The organism is Actinoplanes sp. NPDC049118 (assembly GCF_040648555.1).
In the GTDB taxonomy this organism is placed as follows: Bacteria; Actinomycetota; Actinomycetes; order Mycobacteriales; family Micromonosporaceae; genus Actinoplanes.
In genome coordinates this window covers 20559-39374 of record NZ_JBEZDY010000010.1, presented here as the reverse complement: position 1 = coordinate 39374, position 18816 = coordinate 20559, and the positions used below count along the sequence as shown (strand labels likewise).

General features: G+C 71.1%; 14 protein-coding genes and 1 pseudogene. 11 read left to right on the top strand and 4 right to left on the bottom strand.

The annotated features are described in order from the left end of the window. Positions 1-41: 41 nt before the first annotated feature. Together AB0B58_RS17155 and AB0B58_RS17150 are read right to left on the bottom strand one after the other, a co-directional pair. Positions 42-1376, bottom strand: coding sequence for an ABC transporter substrate-binding protein (locus AB0B58_RS17155; RefSeq protein WP_360224309.1), 1335 nt, complete (start codon positions 1374-1376; stop codon positions 42-44). A 5-nt stretch (positions 1377-1381) separates the two neighbouring features. Beyond that, positions 1382-2434 (bottom strand): LacI family DNA-binding transcriptional regulator, encoded by a 1053-nt coding sequence (locus AB0B58_RS17150; protein ID WP_360224307.1) that lies wholly within the window; start codon positions 2432-2434, stop codon positions 1382-1384. A 239-nt stretch (positions 2435-2673) separates the two neighbouring features. Here AB0B58_RS17150 and AB0B58_RS17145 point away from each other — a divergent pair, with 239 nt between their 5' ends. The 7 genes from AB0B58_RS17145 to AB0B58_RS17115 all read left to right on the top strand — a co-directional run bounded on the left by AB0B58_RS17145 (position 2674) and on the right by AB0B58_RS17115 (position 11761). Beyond that, complete coding sequence (locus tag AB0B58_RS17145; RefSeq protein WP_360224305.1) at positions 2674-3993, top strand: Gfo/Idh/MocA family oxidoreductase; 1320 nt, start codon at positions 2674-2676, stop codon at positions 3991-3993. A 23-nt stretch (positions 3994-4016) separates the two neighbouring features. Continuing rightward, complete coding sequence (gene uxaC / locus AB0B58_RS17140; RefSeq protein WP_360224303.1) at positions 4017-5420, top strand: glucuronate isomerase; 1404 nt, start codon at positions 4017-4019, stop codon at positions 5418-5420. Continuing rightward, positions 5417-6718, top strand: coding sequence for an enolase C-terminal domain-like protein (locus tag AB0B58_RS17135; RefSeq protein WP_360224301.1), 1302 nt, complete (start codon positions 5417-5419; stop codon positions 6716-6718). The genes uxaC and AB0B58_RS17135 overlap by 4 nt, the downstream gene beginning before the upstream one ends. Next, on the top strand, positions 6709-8199 hold the full coding sequence (locus AB0B58_RS17130; RefSeq protein WP_360224299.1) for a mannitol dehydrogenase family protein: 1491 nt from the start codon (positions 6709-6711) through the stop codon (positions 8197-8199). Before AB0B58_RS17135 ends, AB0B58_RS17130 begins: the two co-directional genes overlap by 10 nt. Further along, complete coding sequence (locus tag AB0B58_RS17125) at positions 8196-9344, top strand: Gfo/Idh/MocA family oxidoreductase (protein WP_360224297.1); 1149 nt, start codon at positions 8196-8198, stop codon at positions 9342-9344. The genes AB0B58_RS17130 and AB0B58_RS17125 overlap by 4 nt, the downstream gene beginning before the upstream one ends. A gap of 172 nt (positions 9345-9516) precedes the next feature. Continuing rightward, on the top strand, positions 9517-11064 hold the full coding sequence (locus tag AB0B58_RS17120; protein ID WP_360224295.1) for a right-handed parallel beta-helix repeat-containing protein: 1548 nt from the start codon (positions 9517-9519) through the stop codon (positions 11062-11064). A gap of 163 nt (positions 11065-11227) precedes the next feature. Continuing rightward, the gene (locus tag AB0B58_RS17115; RefSeq protein WP_360224293.1) at positions 11228-11761 is read left to right on the top strand and encodes a hypothetical protein; all 534 of its coding nucleotides are present in this window, start codon (positions 11228-11230) and stop codon (positions 11759-11761) included. 245 nt (positions 11762-12006) lie between these two features. Here AB0B58_RS17115 and AB0B58_RS17110 read toward each other — a convergent pair whose 3' ends face one another. Then, positions 12007-12819 carry a hypothetical protein gene (locus AB0B58_RS17110; protein ID WP_360224291.1) on the bottom strand — a complete coding sequence of 271 codons (813 nt, stop codon included), beginning with the start codon at positions 12817-12819 and terminating at the stop codon, positions 12007-12009. Between the two features lie 405 nt (positions 12820-13224). Here AB0B58_RS17110 and AB0B58_RS17105 point away from each other — a divergent pair, with 405 nt between their 5' ends. Next, the gene (locus tag AB0B58_RS17105; RefSeq protein ID WP_360224289.1) at positions 13225-13662 is read left to right on the top strand and encodes a hypothetical protein; all 438 of its coding nucleotides are present in this window, start codon (positions 13225-13227) and stop codon (positions 13660-13662) included. 347 nt (positions 13663-14009) lie between these two features. Here AB0B58_RS17105 and AB0B58_RS17100 read toward each other — a convergent pair whose 3' ends face one another. Further along, complete coding sequence (locus AB0B58_RS17100) at positions 14010-15119, bottom strand: LLM class flavin-dependent oxidoreductase (protein WP_360224287.1); 1110 nt, start codon at positions 15117-15119, stop codon at positions 14010-14012. 197 nt (positions 15120-15316) lie between these two features. Here AB0B58_RS17100 and AB0B58_RS17095 point away from each other — a divergent pair, with 197 nt between their 5' ends. The 3 genes and pseudogenes from AB0B58_RS17095 to AB0B58_RS17085 all read left to right on the top strand — a co-directional run bounded on the left by AB0B58_RS17095 (position 15317) and on the right by AB0B58_RS17085 (position 18573). Then, positions 15317-16375, top strand: coding sequence for an amidohydrolase family protein (locus tag AB0B58_RS17095; RefSeq protein WP_360224285.1), 1059 nt, complete (start codon positions 15317-15319; stop codon positions 16373-16375). A gap of 606 nt (positions 16376-16981) precedes the next feature. Then, positions 16982-18076, top strand: a complete 1095-nt coding sequence (locus AB0B58_RS17090; RefSeq protein ID WP_360224283.1) for a hypothetical protein — start codon at positions 16982-16984, stop codon at positions 18074-18076. Between the two features lie 138 nt (positions 18077-18214). After that, positions 18215-18573: pseudogene (locus AB0B58_RS17085) on the top strand (DDE-type integrase/transposase/recombinase). Positions 18574-18816 lie beyond the last annotated feature (243 nt).

Sequence of the window (18816 nt, the reverse complement as noted above, 5' to 3'; positions counted from 1 at the left end):
AAGTCGGCTCTGTGCCGGTCGCACCGTGGTCACGTCGACCGTCAGCCCTGCCCGATCGCGGCCTTGGCGGCGGCGACGAACGCCGCGGCGCCCTGCGCCGGCGTCTGCCGGCCGAACTGGACCTCCTCGGCGATCCGCACCAGCTCGCTGCGCACCTTGCTGTGCCCCTTGAGCGGTACGGCCGGAGCGGGCCCGAAGGTCTTGCCCAGCTCGTTCTGCACCGCGATGGTCTGCTTCATGCTCGGGTCGGTGGTGCTGTCCTCGACGAGCTTGCGGATGTCGAGGTTGGACGGCAGGCCCCGGTCGGTACCGAGGATCTTGCCGGCCTCGGGGTCGTTGGCGAGGAAGTTCACCACGTCGACGGCCGTGTCCTTCTCCGGGCTGCCGCGGAACACCGAGAAGTACATGGAGGCGCGGGCCCACTGCGCCTTCGGATCGCCGGGGTACGCGATGACGCCCAGCTCGTTCGCGGTGTTCTTCTTCAGCTCCGGCATCTGGTTGGCCCAGACCCAGGACGTGCCGGCCTTGCCGGTGACCACCAGCTGCTTGCTGATGTCGGTGGCGTTGCCCTCGTGGATGACGTCCGGTGTCGGCGTGGCACCGCGGCCCCGGGCGCCCTTCCAGAGGTCGAACCAGCCGGTGACCTCCTGCTCGCTGAAGCCGAGCTCCTTGCCCTGGTAGAGGTCCTTGCCCTGCTGGCGCAGCCAGACCCAGAGGGCCTGGTAGACGGCGCTCGGGTCCTGGGTGCCGGGCACCTTGGCGATCTTGGAGACGTTCTCCGCCCAGGTGATGAAGTCGGCCCAGCTCATCCCGGTCGTCGGCGCGGGCAGCTTGTTCTTGTCCAGCAGGGTCTTGTCGAAGACCAGGCCCTGGGTGTTCTCGCCGAACGCTACGCCGGCGAGCTTGCCGTCGACGATGCCGTAGTCGCGCAGGCCCGGCGGGAACTTGGACAGGTCGAGGCGGCCGTCGCCCGAGTACGGCGTGAGGTCGAGGGTGACGTTGCGGCCCGCGTACTCGGCGATGTAGTTGTCGTCGATCTGGAAGATGTCGGGTGCGTTGCCGCCCGCGGTGAGCGTGGCGAGCTTGTCGAAGTAGCCCTGGTTGGCCTGCCAGGTCTTCTTGAAGGTGACGTTGGGGTGCTTCGAGGTGTAGAGGTCCAGCGCCTTCTCGGTCAGCTCGGCGCGCTTCTCGGCGCCCCACCAGAAGATCGACAGCTCTACCTTGCCGTTCGAGTCGCTCGAGTCGTCGCCGCCGCAGGCGGCGGCACCGAGGGCCAGGGGTATGACCAGGGCCGCGGCGAGAAGCCGTCGCCTGGTCGCGGTACGGTGGCCGCGCGCGGTTCGCGCGCCCGCCGTCGGGGTCTTGTCGGGGTGCATGGCGCTCACTCCTTGGCGTAGGAGGCGACAGCGTCGGGGGCGGCGGCAGCCGCGTAGCCCGGATCCGCATGGCTGTGCGGATCCGGGCCCGGTCCCGTCGAGTCGCGGATGACCAGTTCGGTCTGAAGGCTCGCGTGTGCGGTGGTTCGGCGGTCGTCTCCGTGCGCCAGGAGCATGTCGACGGCCGCCCGTCCCGCGGCGGCGGCAGGTGTCGCCACCGTGGTCAGCTTGGGGTGGATCAGGCGGCTCAGCGCGATGTCGTCGATGCCGACGACGCTGATGTCCTCGGGCACCCGCACGCGGAGCGCGTGCAGGCCCTCGATGAGGCCGATGGCCATGAGGTCGTTGTAGGCGAGCACGGCGGTGACGCCGCTGCGCAGGACCTGCTCGGCCGTGGCCGCGCCGCCGTGCTCGTTCGGCGGGTTGGGGCCGATGACGGTGAGTTCGGCGTCGGCGGCCCGGGTCGCGGTCGCCGCCGAGCGCCGGATCTCCTTGCTGGTCCAGGAGCCGCGCGGCCCGGCGATGAGGCCGATCGAGCGGTGGCCGAGCCCGGCCAGGTGCTCGACCGCGAGCCGGGCGCCCTGCGCCACGTCCATGACGACGGTCGGCAGCCCGGCGATCGCCCGGTTGACGACGACAAGCGGCACCTCCCGGCTGAGCAGCTCGATCAGGCTGTTGCTCATCCGCGGGCTGCACAGCAGGATGCCGTCGACCTGCTTGGCGAGGGCCCGGACGAGGTCCTCCTCGACCGCGGCGTCCTCGTTGGAGTCGGCGACGAAGATGTGGTAGTCCCGTTGCCGCGCCTGGCTCTCCGCGGCCTTGATCAAGGGTGGGAAGAAGGGGTTGGCGATGTCGGCCACGATCAGGCCGACGTTGTACGTGCGGCCGGTGATCAGCGCCCGGGCCGCCCGGTTGGGCCGGTAGCCGAGCTGTTCGGCGCAGGCCAGCACGCGGTTGCGGGTCTCGGGGTTGACCAGGTGCGGCGCCGAGAACGTCCGGGAGACCGTGGAGATGTGCACTCCGGACTCCCGTGCGACGTCGCGAATCGTGGCTGGCACGCCGGCCCTTCCCTCGATGGATGTGGCTGTGTTCGGGGTCACTCTGGTGGCCAATTAATGCAAACGGTTGTAGCTCTGTCAACGGTCATTTATTGCGGCTTCGTGTCCACTGTCCGCATTGAACGCGCCCTCGAACGGCGCTAACACGGATATATAGCTATGAATCGGTGCGGATTTCTTGACGGCGGGGCATCGACGTGTTTAGTTCTGCTGCAAACGTTTGCAGGAGGTGAGGCACTGTGGACGAACGACGGCGCTACGCGTTGGTCGGAGCCGGCGCCCGAGCGGAGATGTTCGTGCGGGCGTGCGTGCTCGACCACGCCGGCACGGCCGAACTGGTCGGTCTCGCCGACGTCAACCCCACCCGGATGGCGGCACACAACCGCTGGCTGACCGAGCTCGGCGCCAGGCCGGTGCCGACCTGCGCGCCGGCCGGGTTCGCGGCGATGCTGAGCGCGGAACGCGTCGACGAGGTGCTGGTCACCAGCGTCGACCGCACGCACGCCGACTACGTGGTCGCCGCGCTCGACGCCGGCTGCGACGTGATCACCGAGAAGCCGATGACCGTGGACGTCGACGGCTGCCGGCGCATCCTCGACGCGGTCGAGCGGACCGGCCGGCGGGTGTCGGTCGCCTTCAACTACCGCTTCAACCCGCTGCACGAGGCCGTCCATGAGGTGCTTGCCGCCGGCGAGATCGGCGAGATCGGCTCGGTCCACTTCGAATGGCTGCTCGACGTGCGGCATGGCGCCGACTACTTCCGGCGCTGGCACCGCGAGAAGGCCAACTCCGGCGGGCTGCTGGTGCACAAGTCGGGACACCACTTCGACCTGGTCAACTGGTGGCTCGGCGCCGCGCCCGCGCAGGTGTACGCCGCCGGCCGGCTCTTCTTCTACGGAGAGAGCGGGCGCCGGCACGGCTACGCCCGCGACTACCCGCGCGCGCACGGCGATCCGGCCGCGCAGGGCGATCCGTTCGCGCTGAGCCTGCGGGACAACCCCCGGCTGCGGGAGCTCTACCTGGACGCCGAGGCCGACGACGGCTATCGGCGCGACGTGAACGTCTTCGCCCCCGGCGTCACGATCGAGGACGATCTGGCGGTGCTGGTGCGCTACGACTCCGGCGCGACGATGACCTACCACCTGACGGCGTACGCGCCCTGGGAGGGCTACCGGGTCATGTTCAACGGCAGCAAGGGCCGGCTCGAGCTCGAGGTGATGGAGAGCGACCACGTCAGCCCCGCCGGGGCGCGCGAGGTCAAGGGCGCCGCGCTGCACGGCGTGACCGAGGCCGTCGAGCACGGCCGGGCCACGCTGACCGTCCGGCCGTTCTGGGCGCCGCCGCGCGAGGTGCCGCCGCCCGCGGCGTACACCCGGGGCGGACACGGCGGCGCGGACGCCCGGATGACCGCCGTCCTGTTCGGCGCCGCCGAGGATCCGTTGCACCGCTCCGCCACCGCGCGCGACGGCACCCTCGCGCTGCTCACCGGCCTCGCCGCCAACCGCTGTCTCGAGACCGGAGCCCCGGTCCGCGTCGCGGACCTGCTCGACCTGCCCTGACCCGCTGCCGATCTGAGGAACCCATGTCCGACCTGCTGTTCGCGGCCGAACCCCGGCAGCGAGACATCGCCCGGGAGCTGTACGCGCTCGCCCGGGACCTGCCGCTGATCTCCCCGCACGGCCACGTCGACCCCGGCCTGCTCGCCGGCGACGAGCCGTTCGTGGACCCGGCCCGCCTGCTCGTGGTCCCCGACCACTACGTCACCCGGATGCTGCTGAGCCAGGGCATCCCGCTCGCCCGCCTCGGCGTGCCCAGCCGCACCGGCATCGCCGTCGAACAGGACCCGCGGGCGATCTGGCGGCTGCTCGCCATGAACTGGTACCTGTTCCGCGGCACGCCGTCGCGGCTCTGGCTGGAACGCACGCTGTCCACCGTCTTCGGCGTCGATACCCGGCTCGGCCCGGACACCGCCGACCGGATCTACGACACCGTCGCGGAGCGCCTCGCCGAGCCCGCGTTCCGGCCCCGCGCGCTGTTCGAGCGCTTCGGCATCGAGGTCCTGGCCACCACCGAGTCGCCGCTGGACGACCTCAGCCGGCACGCCAAGCTGGCGGCCGACGGCTGGGGCGGGCCCGGTGGCCGGGTCATCACCACGTTCCGCCCCGACGACGTGGTCGACATGGAGTTCGACGGATGGTCGTCGTCGGTGTCCCGGCTCGGCGAGATCACCGGGGAGGACACCGCCACCTACCGGGGATACCTCGCCGCGCTGTGGTCGCGCCGGCAGGCGTTCCAGGCCGCCGGCGCCACCTCGTCCGACCACGGCCACCCGACCGCGCACACCGTCCTGCTGACCTCGGCCGAGGCGGCGCGGCTCTTCGAGCGGGGCCTGCGCGGACGCGCGTCGGCCGCCGACGCCGAGGCGTTCCGCGGGCACATGCTCATCGAGTTCGCCCGGATGTCGATCGAGGACGGGATGGTGCTGCAACTGCACCCCGGCGCGGTCCGCAACCACAACCGGAGCCTGCACGCCGTGCACGGCCGCGACGTCGGCGGCGACATCCCGCAGGCGACCGACTACGTGCACGCCCTCGCCCCGCTGCTGGAGGCGTACGGCAACGACCCGCGGCTGCGGGTGGTGCTGTACACGCTCGACGAGGACGTGTTCACCCGGGAACTCGCGCCGCTCGCCGGGGGCTACGCCGCGCTGTACCTCGGCGCGCCGTGGTGGTTCCTCGACTCCCCGGACGGCCTGCGGCGCTACCGCGACGCGGTCACCGAGACCGCCGGCTTCTACAACACCGCCGGCTTCGCCGACGACACCCGGGCGTTCTGCTCCATCCCGGTACGCCACGAGGTGGCCCGCCGCGCCGACGCGGCCTACCTCGCCCGGCTCGTCGCCGAGGGCCGGCTCCCGCTCGACGAGGCCGCCGAGACCATCGCCGACCTCGCCTACCACCTGCCGAAGAAGGTGTTCCGCCTGTGACCACTATCGAATCGGTCGACGTTCACGACGTACGCTTCCCGACCGCCGCGGCCGGCGACGGCTCCGACGCGATCAACCGCGGCGACTACTCCGCCACCTACGTCGAGCTGCACACCGGCACCGCGCACGTCGGCGCCGGGTTCACGTTCACCAACGGGCGCGGCAACGAGATCACCTGCGCCGCCGTCCGTGCCCTCGCGCGCCACGTCACGGGACGGAGCCTGGCCGAGCTGTTCGAGGACCCGGCGGGATTCGTCCGGAGCCTGACCGCCGACGGGCAGCTGCGCTGGCTCGGGCCGGAGAAGGGCGTCATCGCGATGGCGACCGGCGCGCTGGTCAACGCGGTCTGGGACCTGCGGGCGAAGTCCGCGGGCGTGCCGCTGTGGAGGCTGCTCGCCGAGATGCCGACCGGGGAGCTGGTCGCCTGTGTCGACTTCCACCACATCAGCGACGCGCTCACGCCCGCCGAGGCCACCGAGATCCTGGACAAGGGCCGGGCCGGCATGGCGGAGCGGCTGGCCGAGCTGGACCGCGACGGATTCCCGTCGTACACGACCTCGGTGGGGTGGCTCGGCTACCCGGACGACAAGGTCCGCGGCCTGGCCCGGGCGGCGTACGCGCAGGGCTGGCGGGCGATGAAGATGAAGGTCGGCGGCGACATCGAGGACGACGTGCGCCGGGCCGGCATCATCCGGGCGGAGATCGGCCCGGACGCGCTGCTGATGATGGACGGCAACCAGGTGTGGGACGTCGACGAGGCGATCGGGGCGATGGCCCGGCTCGCCGCGCTGGACCCGTACTGGATCGAGGAGCCCACCCACGCCGACGACGTCCTCGGCCATGCGCGGATCAACCGGGCGGTCGCCGGGCTCACCGGCGGGCGCTGCCGGGTGGCGACCGGCGAGGCCGCCGCGAACCGGGTGATCTTCAAACAGCTGCTGCAGGCCGGTGCGATCGGCGTCATGCAGGTCGACGCCTGCCGCGTCGCGGGGGTCAACGAGGTGCTCGCCGAGCTGCTGCTGGCCGCCAAGTTCGGCGTGCCGGTCTGCCCGCACGCCGGCGGGGTCGGGCTCTGCGAGCTGGTGCAGCACCTGGCGGTCTTCGACTACCTGCGGGTCGGCACCTCCCTGGACGGCCGGATGGTCGAGTACGTGGATCACCTGCACGAGCACTTCGAGGATCCGGTACGCACCAGGGGCGGCCGCTACCTGCTGCCGGAGCGGCCCGGCTACAGCGCCACCATGCGCCCCGCGTCCATCGCCGAGTTCTCCTTCCCCGGCGGTCCGGCATGGCGGTGACCACCGCGCCGCTGCTCGGGCTGGGCACGCTGAGCCGGCTGCCGGAGCAGAGCCGCCCGCTGCTGCGTCCCGGCTCGGTGCCGGCGGGGATCGTCCACCTCGGCCTCGGCGCGTTCCACCGGGCGCACCAGGCCGTGTACACCGAGGAGGCCGTCGCCGCGGCCGGCGGCGACTGGGGCATCGTCGGCGTCTCGCCGCGCTCGGGCGCCGTCGTCGCCGACCTGCTGGCGCAGGACCGGCTGTTCAGCGTGACGAGCCTGTCCGGCGCCGGCCCGCGTACCCGGGTGATCGGCGCCCTGGCCGGGGTCCGGCACGCCGCGGCCGACCCGGGCGGCGTCGTCGCGCTGCTCGCCGACCCGGCCATCCGGGTGGTGACGCTGACCGTCACCGAGAAGGGCCACCGGCTCGACCCGGTGACCGGCGAGCTGGCGGTGGACCGGGTGCTGCTGACCGACCTCGCCACCGCGGGGCCGCCGGTCACCATCCCCGGGCTGCTGGTCCGTGGCCTGCTCGCCCGCTACCGCGCCGACGCGGGCCCGCTCGCCGTGGTGAGCTGCGACAACTTCGCCTCGAACGGGCGCCGGCTGCACGGGATGGTCGAGCAGGCCCGGGTGCTGGTGCCGGGCGCCACCGGCGGCTTCGGCGACTGGCTGCGCGAGAGCGTCACGTTCCCCGGCACCATGGTCGACCGGATCGTGCCCGCGAGCACGCCGGCCACGCTCGCGGTCGCGCAGGCCGCGCTCGGCGCGCGCGACCTGGCCGCGGTGCACGGGGAGCCGTACCGGCAGTGGGTGATCGAGGACCGCTTTCCCGGCGGCCGGCCGGCGTGGGAGAAGGCCGGCGCGGTGCTCGCGGCGGACGCGGGACCGTGGGAACGGCTGAAGCTGCGCTCGCTCAACGGCGTGCACTCGGCGCTGGCGTACCTCGGCGCGGTGGCCGGGCGCGAGACCATCGCCGCCGCGCTGGAGATACCGGGGATGCGTTCGGCCCTGGAGCGCTTCGTGGCCGAGGACGTCGCCGGCAGCTTCGAGCCGCCGCCGGGGGTCTCGGTCGTCGGCTACGGCGCGTCGGTGCTCGACCGCTTCGCGAACCCGGCCATCGCGCACGCGACCCGGCAGGTGGCGATGGACGGCTCCCAGAAGCTGCCGCAGCGGGTGCTGCACACCATCGTGGACCGGCGAGCGGCCGGCGCGTCGCCGCGCTGGGGCGCGCTCGTGGTCGCCGGCTGGATACGGTTCGTCCAGGGCCGCACGGACGACGGGCGGGCCCTGCCGCTCGACGATCCGCTCGCCGCCGAGATCCGGGACCGGCTGGCGGCGGCGCCGTCGACACCGCGGGGCGCCGTCGAGGCGCTGTTCGGTCTCGACGCGGTCTTCCCGGCCGAGCTGGCCGCCGACGAGACGGTCCGCGCGCTCGTGCTCGACTGGCTGACCGCCCTCGACCGCCACGGCGTCGAGGCGACGCTGGCCGGTGCTTCGTGACCGTCCGGGTGGCGCTTGTCGGCGCCAACGGGCACGGCCGTACCCATCGGCGGCGGATCGCCGAGCTCGAGGACGGCGGGGTGCTGCGGCTGGTCGCGCTGGCGGACGTCAAGCCGATCGGCGACGTGCCGCCCGGCGTGGCGGTCTTCCCGGGCCATCGCGAGCTGCTCGCGGCGGCCCGGCCCGACATCGTGGTGATCTGCACCCCGCCGCACACCCACCTGGAGGTCGCCCTCGACGCCCTCGACGCCGGCTGCGACCTGCTGCTGGAGAAGCCGCCGGTGCCCACCCGGGCGGCGCACGCGATCCTGGCGGCCGCGGCGGCGGAGGCCGGCCGGTCCTGTCAGGTCGGGTTCCAGGCGCTCGGCTCGCTCGCCGCGCGGCACCTCTTCGACGCGGTCGCCGCCGGTGTGCTCGGCACGGTCGGCGCCGTCGCGACGGTGGCCTCCTGGCGGCGCGACGACGCGTACTACGCCCGTGCCCCATGGTCGGGCCGGCGCACCGTCGACGGCCGCCCGGTGCTCGACGGCGCCCTGGTCAACCCGCTCGCGCACGCGGTGATGCAGAGCCTGGCCGTCGCCGCCGCGGCGGGCGCGGGGGAGCCGGTGCTGCTGGAGGCCGAGCGCTACCGGACCCGGGACATCGAGGTCGACGACACCGCCTTCGCCCGGCTCACCTTCCGCGGCGGCCTGCGGCTGATGGCCGCGGTCACGCTCGCGGGGGAGGACTTCATCCCGGGCGAGGTCCTGGTCACCGGTGCGGCCGGGCGCGCGGTGCTGGAGTATCCGACCGACCGGCTCGTCATGCCCGGCCCGGCCGCGCCGTCCGGCCGCGTCGACCTGCTCGAGAACCTGATCGCCCACCGCCGGGATCCGGCCGGCACCCCGCTGGTGGCACCGCTCTCGCGCACGGCGGACTTCACCACCGTGGTGCAGGCGCTGACCGGCGCGGGGGTGCCCGCGCCGCACCTGATCGATGACGCGCACGTCGCCTCGGTCGGTGCGCCGCCGGGGCGGGTACGGGTCATCGGCGGCATCAACGCGGTGCTGCGCGAGGCCGCGGAGATGATGAGACTGCCCGCCGAGTCGGGTGTCGCCTGGGCGGTGCCCGCGTACACGGAAAGTCTATTGCAAACAACGGAGTAGCCGCCGCCGCGAAAAGCGGACCGAAGTGCATCACTCGGCCATTTACCGGCCGTGAGGATACGTTCTTGCCATTCTCGTGTGCAACATTTCTGCATATTCAAAACATTGAATGTAATGGATGTGAATGGGACCGTGGGGGAAGTGAACAGACCCGTCTCCCCACGGAGGAATCATGCAGCGGAAGCACCTGGCGAGGACGGCGGCGGCCACCGGGGCCGGCCTGCTCGCCCTCGCCCTGACCATCGGACTGGCGGGCACCGCCCGCGCGGCGACCCTGTTCAGCGACGATTTCAGCGGCGGAACCGGCTCCTGGTCGAAGTCCGGCGGCGACTGGTCGACGGTCACCGACGGCTCCGCCACCTTCCAACAGGCCAACACCGGCAGCGAGCTGGCCCGCCAGTTCGCCGGCGACACCGGCTGGTCCGACTATCAGGTGCAGGCGCGGGTCAAGCCGCTGGCATTCAACGGCAGCAACCGGCTGGTCGCCATCGGCGCCCGGTCGACCAGCGCGTCGAAGATGTACCGGCTCGCGCTCACCAACGCCGGCCGCGCCGAATTGCAGGCCGTCGACGGCAGCTCGATCACGGTGATCGGCTCGGTGGCGCTGACGGTGAACACCGGGTCGTGGTACACCCTGCGCATCGAGGCGAGCGGCAGCACCATCAAGGGCTTCGTCAACGGCAGCCAGATCGCCGCCGGCTCCAACTCCGCGTACGGCGCGGGCCGGATCGTGCTGGTCACCGCGTACGCCTCGGCGCGCTTTGACGACGTCAGCGTCGACACGGTCGGTTCGACACCGACGACGCCGCCGACCACGTCACCGACGACCCCGCCGACCACCCCGCCGACCACCGGACCGACGTCCCCGCCGCAGACCGGCCTCGTCGGCTGGGCCACCCAGAACGGCGGCACCACCGGCGGCGGCAGCGCTGCGGCCACCACCGTGACCACCGCGTCGGCGCTGACCAGCGCGCTCGGCTCCACCTCGGCCGCGGTCATCCGGGTCTCCGGCACGATCTCCTGCTCCGGCATGCTGCGAACCCGGTCGAACAAGACCATCATCGGCAACTCGGGCGCCGCCATCGTCGGCTGCGGGCTGACCATCAGCGGCGACCGCAACGTCATCGTGCGCAACCTGACGTTCCGCGACTGGGACGACGACGCGATAAACGTCGAGACCTCGGCGACCAACGTCTGGGTCGACCACAACAGCTTCACCAACGGCTACGACGGCGCGGTCGACATCAAGCGCGGCTCCGACTTCGTGACGGTGTCCTGGAACCGCATCTTCGGCCACGACAAGTCCATGCTGCTGGGCCACAGCGACGACAACGCGAGCCAGGACGTCGGCCACCTGCGGGTCAGCTACCACCACAACTGGTTCGACGGCTCGGGCACGCGGCACCCGCGGGTCCGCTTCGGCAACCCGGTGCACGTCTTCAGCAACTACTACTACAACAACGAATACGGCGTCGCCTCCACGATGAACGCGGGCGTGCTGGTCGAGGGCAACTACTTCGAGGGCGTGGACGAGCCGACGCTCGTCGGCTACGCCGACTCCGACCCGGGAACCCTGGTGCAGCGCAACAACTACTTCGTCGGATCGGGTACGCCGCAGAGCGCGGGCTCGGTCGCCTCGATCCCGTACTCGTACCAACTCGACCCGGCATCGTCGGTGAAGTCCATCGTCACCGCCGGCGCGGGCGCCGGCCGCATCTGACCCCGCGACGAACGAGGGCCTCGGCAGCGCGGGGGCCCTCGTGTCACGCCTCGGACACACATTCGGCCTTCAGTGTCTTCAGGCCTGGCTTGTAGGTACCTCCTTTCATCGTGGGTGCGGAAATCTGGGTGTGTGCTCCTGGGGTCTTCGACAGAATCGGATCATGGCGCGCTTCGGAATTCAGGACTACGAGCCGCACTGGCTCAACGGCCGGGACAGCATCACGGCTGTCCACGGCCGGCGTCTCGCGCGCTTGGCGGGTCGCATTCTTCGGCATGTCTGGCTGGTCTGGGACCTCGATGACGACGAGTGGTTTGCGGATGCCCCGGTCCTGCTGGACTTCGGTGATGATCGGGTTGGAATCGATCATCAGAAGTTCGACGATCTCTGCATTACGTGGAACACCGTCGACCCGGCCCGCGCGATCGAGGATCCCGCCGACGAGGATTGTCGCTTCAATCTCGCCTGGCGCCCGGAGCCCACGCGGCAACTGGCCGAACTGGCCGGTCGAACGCTGCAACGTGTCGAGCTGCTCGAATGGGCCGGCGGGTACGACGACATGGCGAACGGCAGCGTCGCGATCGGTTTGGACCTCGCGCCGGCCTGGCTCACGATCTTCAACGCGCTGGATGAGAACGGACTGGCCTTCGGTCCACCCGAGAGCAGTTACCGCCGCCACTACCTCAACGGTCCCTGAGTCAGCCCTTGGCCGAAGTCGACCCGCCGTCGGATACTTGTTGACGTCCGTCCGCTCGTCGGTCCGCGCGCTGATATGCGCAGACGCGCGCGAGTGGACGGACGTCCGCGCGGACGATCAGGTCAGGCGCGCCAACCGGTCAGCGGATCTTTGGCCGGCGGCGGTGCGGGACCCTCACCGGACCGCGCGTAGAGGCACACTGGCCGGCGGGAGTCTCTTCGGGCGAACGAGCCGTCAACGCGCCTTCAGACGTCGCCGGGGCTCACCATGCGGCGGTAGAGCGCGATGGCGGAGGCTTGGAGGTGATGCTCGGTGGGCCGCAGGGCGCCGCGCGCGCCGGGAAAGGCCGATCTCGCCGCGGCCCTGGGGGTGGTGCTCGCCGCGGACTTGGCAGCGCGCGCAAAGGCGGCCCAGCCGACGGCCCATGCGGCCTGCATGGCCGCGCCTCTCGCGACGCCGCCGGAAGCCGCTTGCCAGGCGGCCTCCCCAACGGCTTCCTCGACGTCTTGGTCGACGTCCCCGATGGTCAGGCGAATGGCCTGTTCGCTGGCCTCCCACACGGATTCGGTAACGGCATTCACAACATCGGCACCAACAACGACTTCGGCAGCGTCCGCAGTCGCATCGGCCGCGGCGCGCGCTGACTCCCACGCCTTCTCTACCAACGGCGCCGCCTGCTCCGCGGCCATCAGGTGCGTGATCGGCCGCAGCTCGCGCAGTGACCGAGCCGGCGCCGGCAACCCGGCGAGGTCCAGCCACGCTGGGACGTGGGTGCGGATCACCCAATCCAGCGCCAAGTACGAGCGTGCCTCGTCCAGACCGTCACCGGCCGTACCCACCAGGCGGGGAATCAACGGCTTCAGCTCCTGGCGAGCCTCCGCCGGCAGCGCCCAGCTCAGCCAGCGGCCGACCATGCACAGCGTCGGCGACACACAGGCCGGATCGCCCGCGGGGTCCTCGCCCGCGTACAAGGCGACCGCACGCAGCAGGAAGATGCCCTGCTCGGGAGAGTTCGATAGGCCTGAGCCGAGAGTCACAGTGGACAGATCTAGTTGCATCGAGGCGCTCCAAAGCCGGAAGGGTCGGATGGTGCAAGATCAGGTTAGGTATTGGACCACCCGGCTCCGGCGCCTGGTCCGCCGCTACGACTACCCACGAAGCGCGGAGAGTGAATGATCTCACACGCCGCGTGACTACTGAGGGCACGTCAACCCCGTGAGCTGCGCCTTGCGCAGCGCCAGTGGCCGCCCACCGCTCTGTCGCCCGCGCTTCAACTTGACCGTCACACAGCGATGTCGTCTGATCATGACGCGCCGTCAAGTGGGCACAACTCACTGCAAGCATCCTCAATGGTGTCCGGCCCGTGGTCCTGCCACAGGTCTGCGCCGAGGACGCTTCCCTGACGGCAAGGAGCACCATCCACCCCCTGCCCGACCGGCGGGGATAACACGAAGGAACGACCGATGAAGTCTCTCGCCGTACGCACTCTCGGCATCGTCGCGATGGCCGGTTTCACCGTCGGGGTTACCGCCGCGCCCGCCGCCGCTGCCCTCGACAACACGTTCGAGCTGTCCACCGCGAGCGTGTCCGCATACGGCACCTACGACCGCATGATGAGCATTCCGGAGCGGCCGGTTCCTCCGATCCGCATCAGCGGCACGCTGGCCGTCAACTCCGCCAACGCCTGCGGCGTCGTGCAGGTCGCCTACAACGGTCCCACCGACGGCATCGAGTGGCGCACGTTCGGCAGCCTCTGCGGCAAAGGCAAGACCAACTTCACAACCACCTCCGTCCTGCTGTTCGGGGGTTTCGAGCCCGAGGTGCGGCTGTGCAGGGGCACGACCGTGAAGAAGGCCGAGCGCGGCACCGCCTGCGACACCTTCACGCCTGCGGCCAACTGACAGCAGGCAACCATCGCGGCGGTTCCATAGGTTGACACCGCCGAGTCGGTGCCAGGCAGGAGCCACCTCGGGTGGGCCTGTTCCGGCTCGGCGGCGCCGCTTGGTCCCCGCGGATGGCTGAGCGTCGCACCTTCCATACCGGAGACGCGCAACCCCCGGATCGGCTCGCTCACCGGCCCGGCCGGGCCGGGCCTCCGCGCGCCGGCTCCCCGAAAGTCACCGGCACCCGGGTCAGCGCGCGGCGGCTGCACTACGTCGACATCGCCAAGCCGCTCGCGCGCGACGCCGCGACAGCACGGATGACCGGGCGATCGGCATGGAGTGGAACCGTTCGAAGATGCCGTGGATCAGCCGGCCCAGTGCTCGGCGAGCAGCCGGAAGGACCGTACACGGTCGGCGTGATCGTGCGTGATCGTGGTGACCAGCAGTTCGTCGGCGCCGGTGACCCGTCGCAGGGTGGCCAGCCGCTCGGCGACGGCCGCCGGGGTGCCTACGAACTGGGTGTCGACCCGGTCGGCGACCAGCTCGCGGTCAGCGTCGGTCCACGGGTGTGCGAGCGCTTCCTCCGGGCTCGGGTACGCGATGGCGCCGCCACCGGCCCGGATGCTGCGCACCCAGACCCCGTACGGCGCCGCGAGCCGTTGCGCCGTGGCGTCGTCCTCGGCCACGACCACATCGGCCGACACCATCAGCCACGGCTCGGCGAGCGTCTTGGACGGCCGGAACGCGGCGCGGTAGGCGGTTGCCGCCTCGAGCACCTTGGCGGGGAAGGCGTGGTAGTTGGCGGTGAACGGCAGCCCGCGCTCGCCCGCCACCTGCGCGCTCTCGCCGCCACTGCTCCCGAGGACCCAGACCTGCAGGTCGGCGCCCTCGCCGGGGATCACCCGGGCCTCGTTGCCGTGCGCGTCCGCGTACGGTCCGGTCAGGAGGGTGTCGATGTCGTCCAGCATGGTGCCCAGGTCGTCAGCGTTCGCGCCGGGTTGCTTCAGCAGGCGGCGCAGCAGCTCCAGGCGCTGCGGCGGGACCGTGAACGGGACATGCCGCGGGATCAGCAGCCCGTCGACCTCGTGTGGCTCGCCCGGGCTCTCGCCCGTCACCGTGGTGAATGCCGCGCCAGGACGCTGCGCCCAGCGGCCCAGGCCCAGGTCGAACCGGCCCGGGTACAGAGCGTCGAGCATCCCGAACTGTTCCACGATCGCCAGCGGCGTCTGCAGGCCGGCCAGCACCGCTCCGGAGCCGAGCCGGATCCGTTCGGTGACCGTGGCGAGCTGGCCGAGCAGCAGGGCGGGCTGCGAACTGGCCACCCCCGGAGTCAGGTGGTGTTCGGCCACCCAGTAGCGGTGGTAGCCGAATCGCTCGGCGTGCTGGGCGAGGTCGAGCGTGCGCCGCAGGGCGTCGCGGGCGTCGCCGCCGGACACCACCGGCGCGAGGTCGAGGACGGAGAGGGGTACGGTCACGTGGCGTTCCTTTCCAGGCCGGCAAGCTGCTGGCGAGCCGGTGACGGGGCCGCCCCGGGTGCGTGGCGGCCATCGACGATGATCTCGAAGGGCGTCAAGCGGAACCTCGCGGGGGCCGAGTGGTGGAGGGTCGCTAATGTCGTGACGGTTGCGAGTGGTCACCGGACCCTGCATGGCCACACGGTAGGGGGCTGTTCGTGTTCAAGGTGCGCGGTGTCGTTCTGCCCGAGCGAGAAGAGCGGACGTTCTGGATCGACGGCGACCGGCTGCGCACGGATCCGGTGCCCGGCGGCGAGCTGATCATCGACGGTGGGTGGGTGCTGCCGGGGCTGGTCGATGTCCACACGCACCCGGGCAGCACGGACACTCCGGAGGACCCGTTCGACGAGGAGGTCCTGCGAAAGCATCTGGTGGACCACCGAGAGGCGGGCGTGCTGCTGATCCGCACACCTGGTACCGCGGCCCGCCTACCCGACTGGGTCGAGACCGATCCCGACCTTCCCCGGGTCCGTTCGGCCGGGCGCTGGCTGGCGACCCCGAACCGGTTCGTGAAGGGGTACGGGCGCGAGGTCACCGAGGAGGAACTGGTGGCCGCCGCCGTGGAGGAGGCCACCGCCGCGTCCGGATGGTGCAAGATCCACGCCGATTGGGGCTTCGACTACCCTCCGCTGCCGTTCGATATCCTGAGTGAGGTCGTGAAGGCCGTCCACGCCATCGGCGGGCGGGTGGCCACGCACTGCCAGACCGCGCAGGGCACCCGTAACGCGGTACTAGCCGGCGTCGACAGCCTGGAGCACGGCTGGTTCCTCGATGAGGAACTGATCGACCACATGGTCCGCAACGGCACGGCGTTCGTCCCCACGCTGACCGTCTTCCAGGACAAGATCGCCGAGGTGCGCGAACGCGAGGACAGCCCGCGACGCGACTGGGCGCTAAAGGGCTGCGAAGGGACCCTGGACACCGTCCGCGCCGCCGTGGACGCCGGCGTCACGATCCTGGCGGGGACGGACAGCTACCCTTGCGGCACGATCGCCACCGAGGTGGATTGGCTCATCCGCGGCGGAATGTCGCCCGAGGCGGCGATCGGGGGCGCATCCTGGACGGCCCGGTCCTGGCTCGGACTGCCGGGGCTTGTCGACGGCGCTCCCGCGGATCTGGTGGTGTACGACACCGACCCCACCCTCGACCCGCGCGTTCTCGCGCATCCCAGCGCGATCATCCTGCGCGGCCGGGTCCACCGTTCCCGCCCCGCATGAGTCCGACCCGGCCGGCAGCCCCATCCCGGGCGGGCGGGGTGGAGTGCGCGCTGAGCTTCGCCTGATCGACACAGGTGGAACTGCTCGGTCGCCCGGCCGGGTACGACCTGCTGCCCATACCGTACGGATGATCCGGGGGTCGCCGGGGTTGGTATACGCACCCGTTGACAACCGTTCGGCGCCGTTCAGGCCGACTCGATGCACCCACCCCGTTGCCCTGGCAATCGGTCGGTTAGGGCAATAGCGCCGCCGCCGCGCCCGTATGGCGGCGGTCATCCTCGCGGCGTGCTCCTGCAACCTCGTGCCGGCAGCGCCAGCCGCGGCGTAGCCAGCGCCGCCAGACCCGGGCCAGGTCCAGATCGCCGCGACGTACGCGGTGCGCGGAATATCCCAGACCGGGTCGGCGCGTTGACCAGCGCGGCCTTCGGCATGATGGGTCGGGTCTCGCCGTGCGCGGCCGCGGGTGCGCCACCAGGCGGCGTACGCGTTCACCTTGCATGCCAGCCGGGCTACCACCTTCGTGCGCACCACTCGCCGGACCTATTCTCATCATGTCGGGTGGCTCACGGCCGATGAAACCGCGGTGAGCCAGCTTGGGTGTACGGGGTGAGCGGCAGTGCGTCTGGCGCTGAGGAGCTGTCGGCTGCCCTGGGCGTGCTGGAGGACCAGGTCATCGTGGACGCCGCAGCGAGCTACACCGCCGCGGTGGAACTCGAACGGCGGGCTGAGGCTCTGGGTGACGAGGCATTGCTCATGCGTGCCCGCCTGTGCTGGATCGACATGCTCAGGCGCACCGGAGACTTCCGGGAAGCTGCCCGGCAGATCAAGGGCATCCAGGCTTGGGCCTGTAAGCACGGCGACCGCCGGCTACAGGCGCGTACCCACCTGGTGTGGGCGAACATCGAGTGGCTGTCCGGTAACCGGGCCAAATACCTGAGGCACGCGCTGAGCGCGGTCGAGTTGCTCGATGAGACGGCCACCGCGCATATGCAGATCTTGCACCGTGTCAGGCTGGGCGGTGCGCTGGCCGACAACGGCGACATGGACGCGGCGCGGACGCGCTACCGCCAGGCGGAGGAACTGGCCAGCAAGCTACAGGACTGGGAACGGCTCATCGTGGTGCTGAACAACTGGGCCTACATCGAGTACAAGTCCGGAGACTTCCGGCGGGCCGGGGAGGTCGCGGGGCGGATGCAGGGCCACGCCGTAGCGCGCGGCTTCCACCTTGACCCGGGCGCGCTGGACACGATTGGGGCGATCCAGATCGCCAACGGCGAGTACGCCGAGGCTGAGCAGACGATGCAGGTATGCATCGCCCGCTACAAGCGCGCAGGGGTCAACGACGCCGACGAAATGGCCGAGTATCTGCTGACCCTGGCCCGGGCTCAGCGTGGTCTCGGTGCGACCGGCCGGGCCCTGGTGAGCCTGCACGCCGCCCACACGCAGTGCACCGAGCGTGGCCTGCGGGAGATCCTGGTCCGGGTGTATCAAGAGAAGGCCGACCTGCACGCCGCCCGCGGTGAACACACCGAGGCGCTCGCCGCGAAACAGGCCTTCATCGCTGCCCAGCAGAGCCTGACTTCCCCGCGGCGAAAGCCCATGCGCTCGATCCTGCAGGCGTTGCTCCCAACCCACCGAGGTCTGCGAAGAAACCGGGCCCCTGGGATGAGCAGGCGCGCTACCGCTGGCGGGGCTGGATAGGCGGTGCCGGTAACGCCGGCACTATCGGCATCCCAGCGGCGGCGTGTCGGGCAGGCTTGACGAGGGGGCTCTGTTGCGTTCTCCCCTCGGAGATCAAGGCAGGCTTGACGGGGTGATGCATTCTGCGCCGTCCCGTCTCTGGTCGCCTCCCCAGCGTTCGCGGGATTCCGCTTCCCAGCCGAGGTGATCGTGGTGTCGGTGTGCGCTGGTAGTTGCGCTATGGCCTCTCGTACCGCGACGTCGAGGAGCTGCTCGCCCCCGCGGCATGGCACCACGTCGAGCAGCACGCGAGCAACCCGAGAGAAGCCGATCATGGCCAGCTCAAGCGCCGGCTGAAACCGATGCGCGGACTAGGAACTGACCGGACCGCGCAGGTCGTGATCGCCGGCCATGCCTTCATCCAGAACCTGCGACGCGGTCACTACGAACTTGGAGTCGACACCCGCCCGGCGTTGCGGGCCGCTATGGCGTTCACCGAACTTGCCCGAGCCATATGACGCCACCCGGCGCCGACCTGAGCGCGACCACCGATCCCGCAACGCAACAGCGCCATCAGCCATCCATCCAGGCCAAGCGCGCCGGACGAGACCGCCTTGCCGCGTAGCGGGGAGGCGGACGGACGCGTCCTGATCGTCCAGGTGGGGTCACCCGGCACGCATCGACTCGGGTGCTCGTCGATCTCGGCCCCGAGGGTGCTGCCGGCCAGATCGGCGAGCCGGCCGCCAGATGGGCGCGGAGTG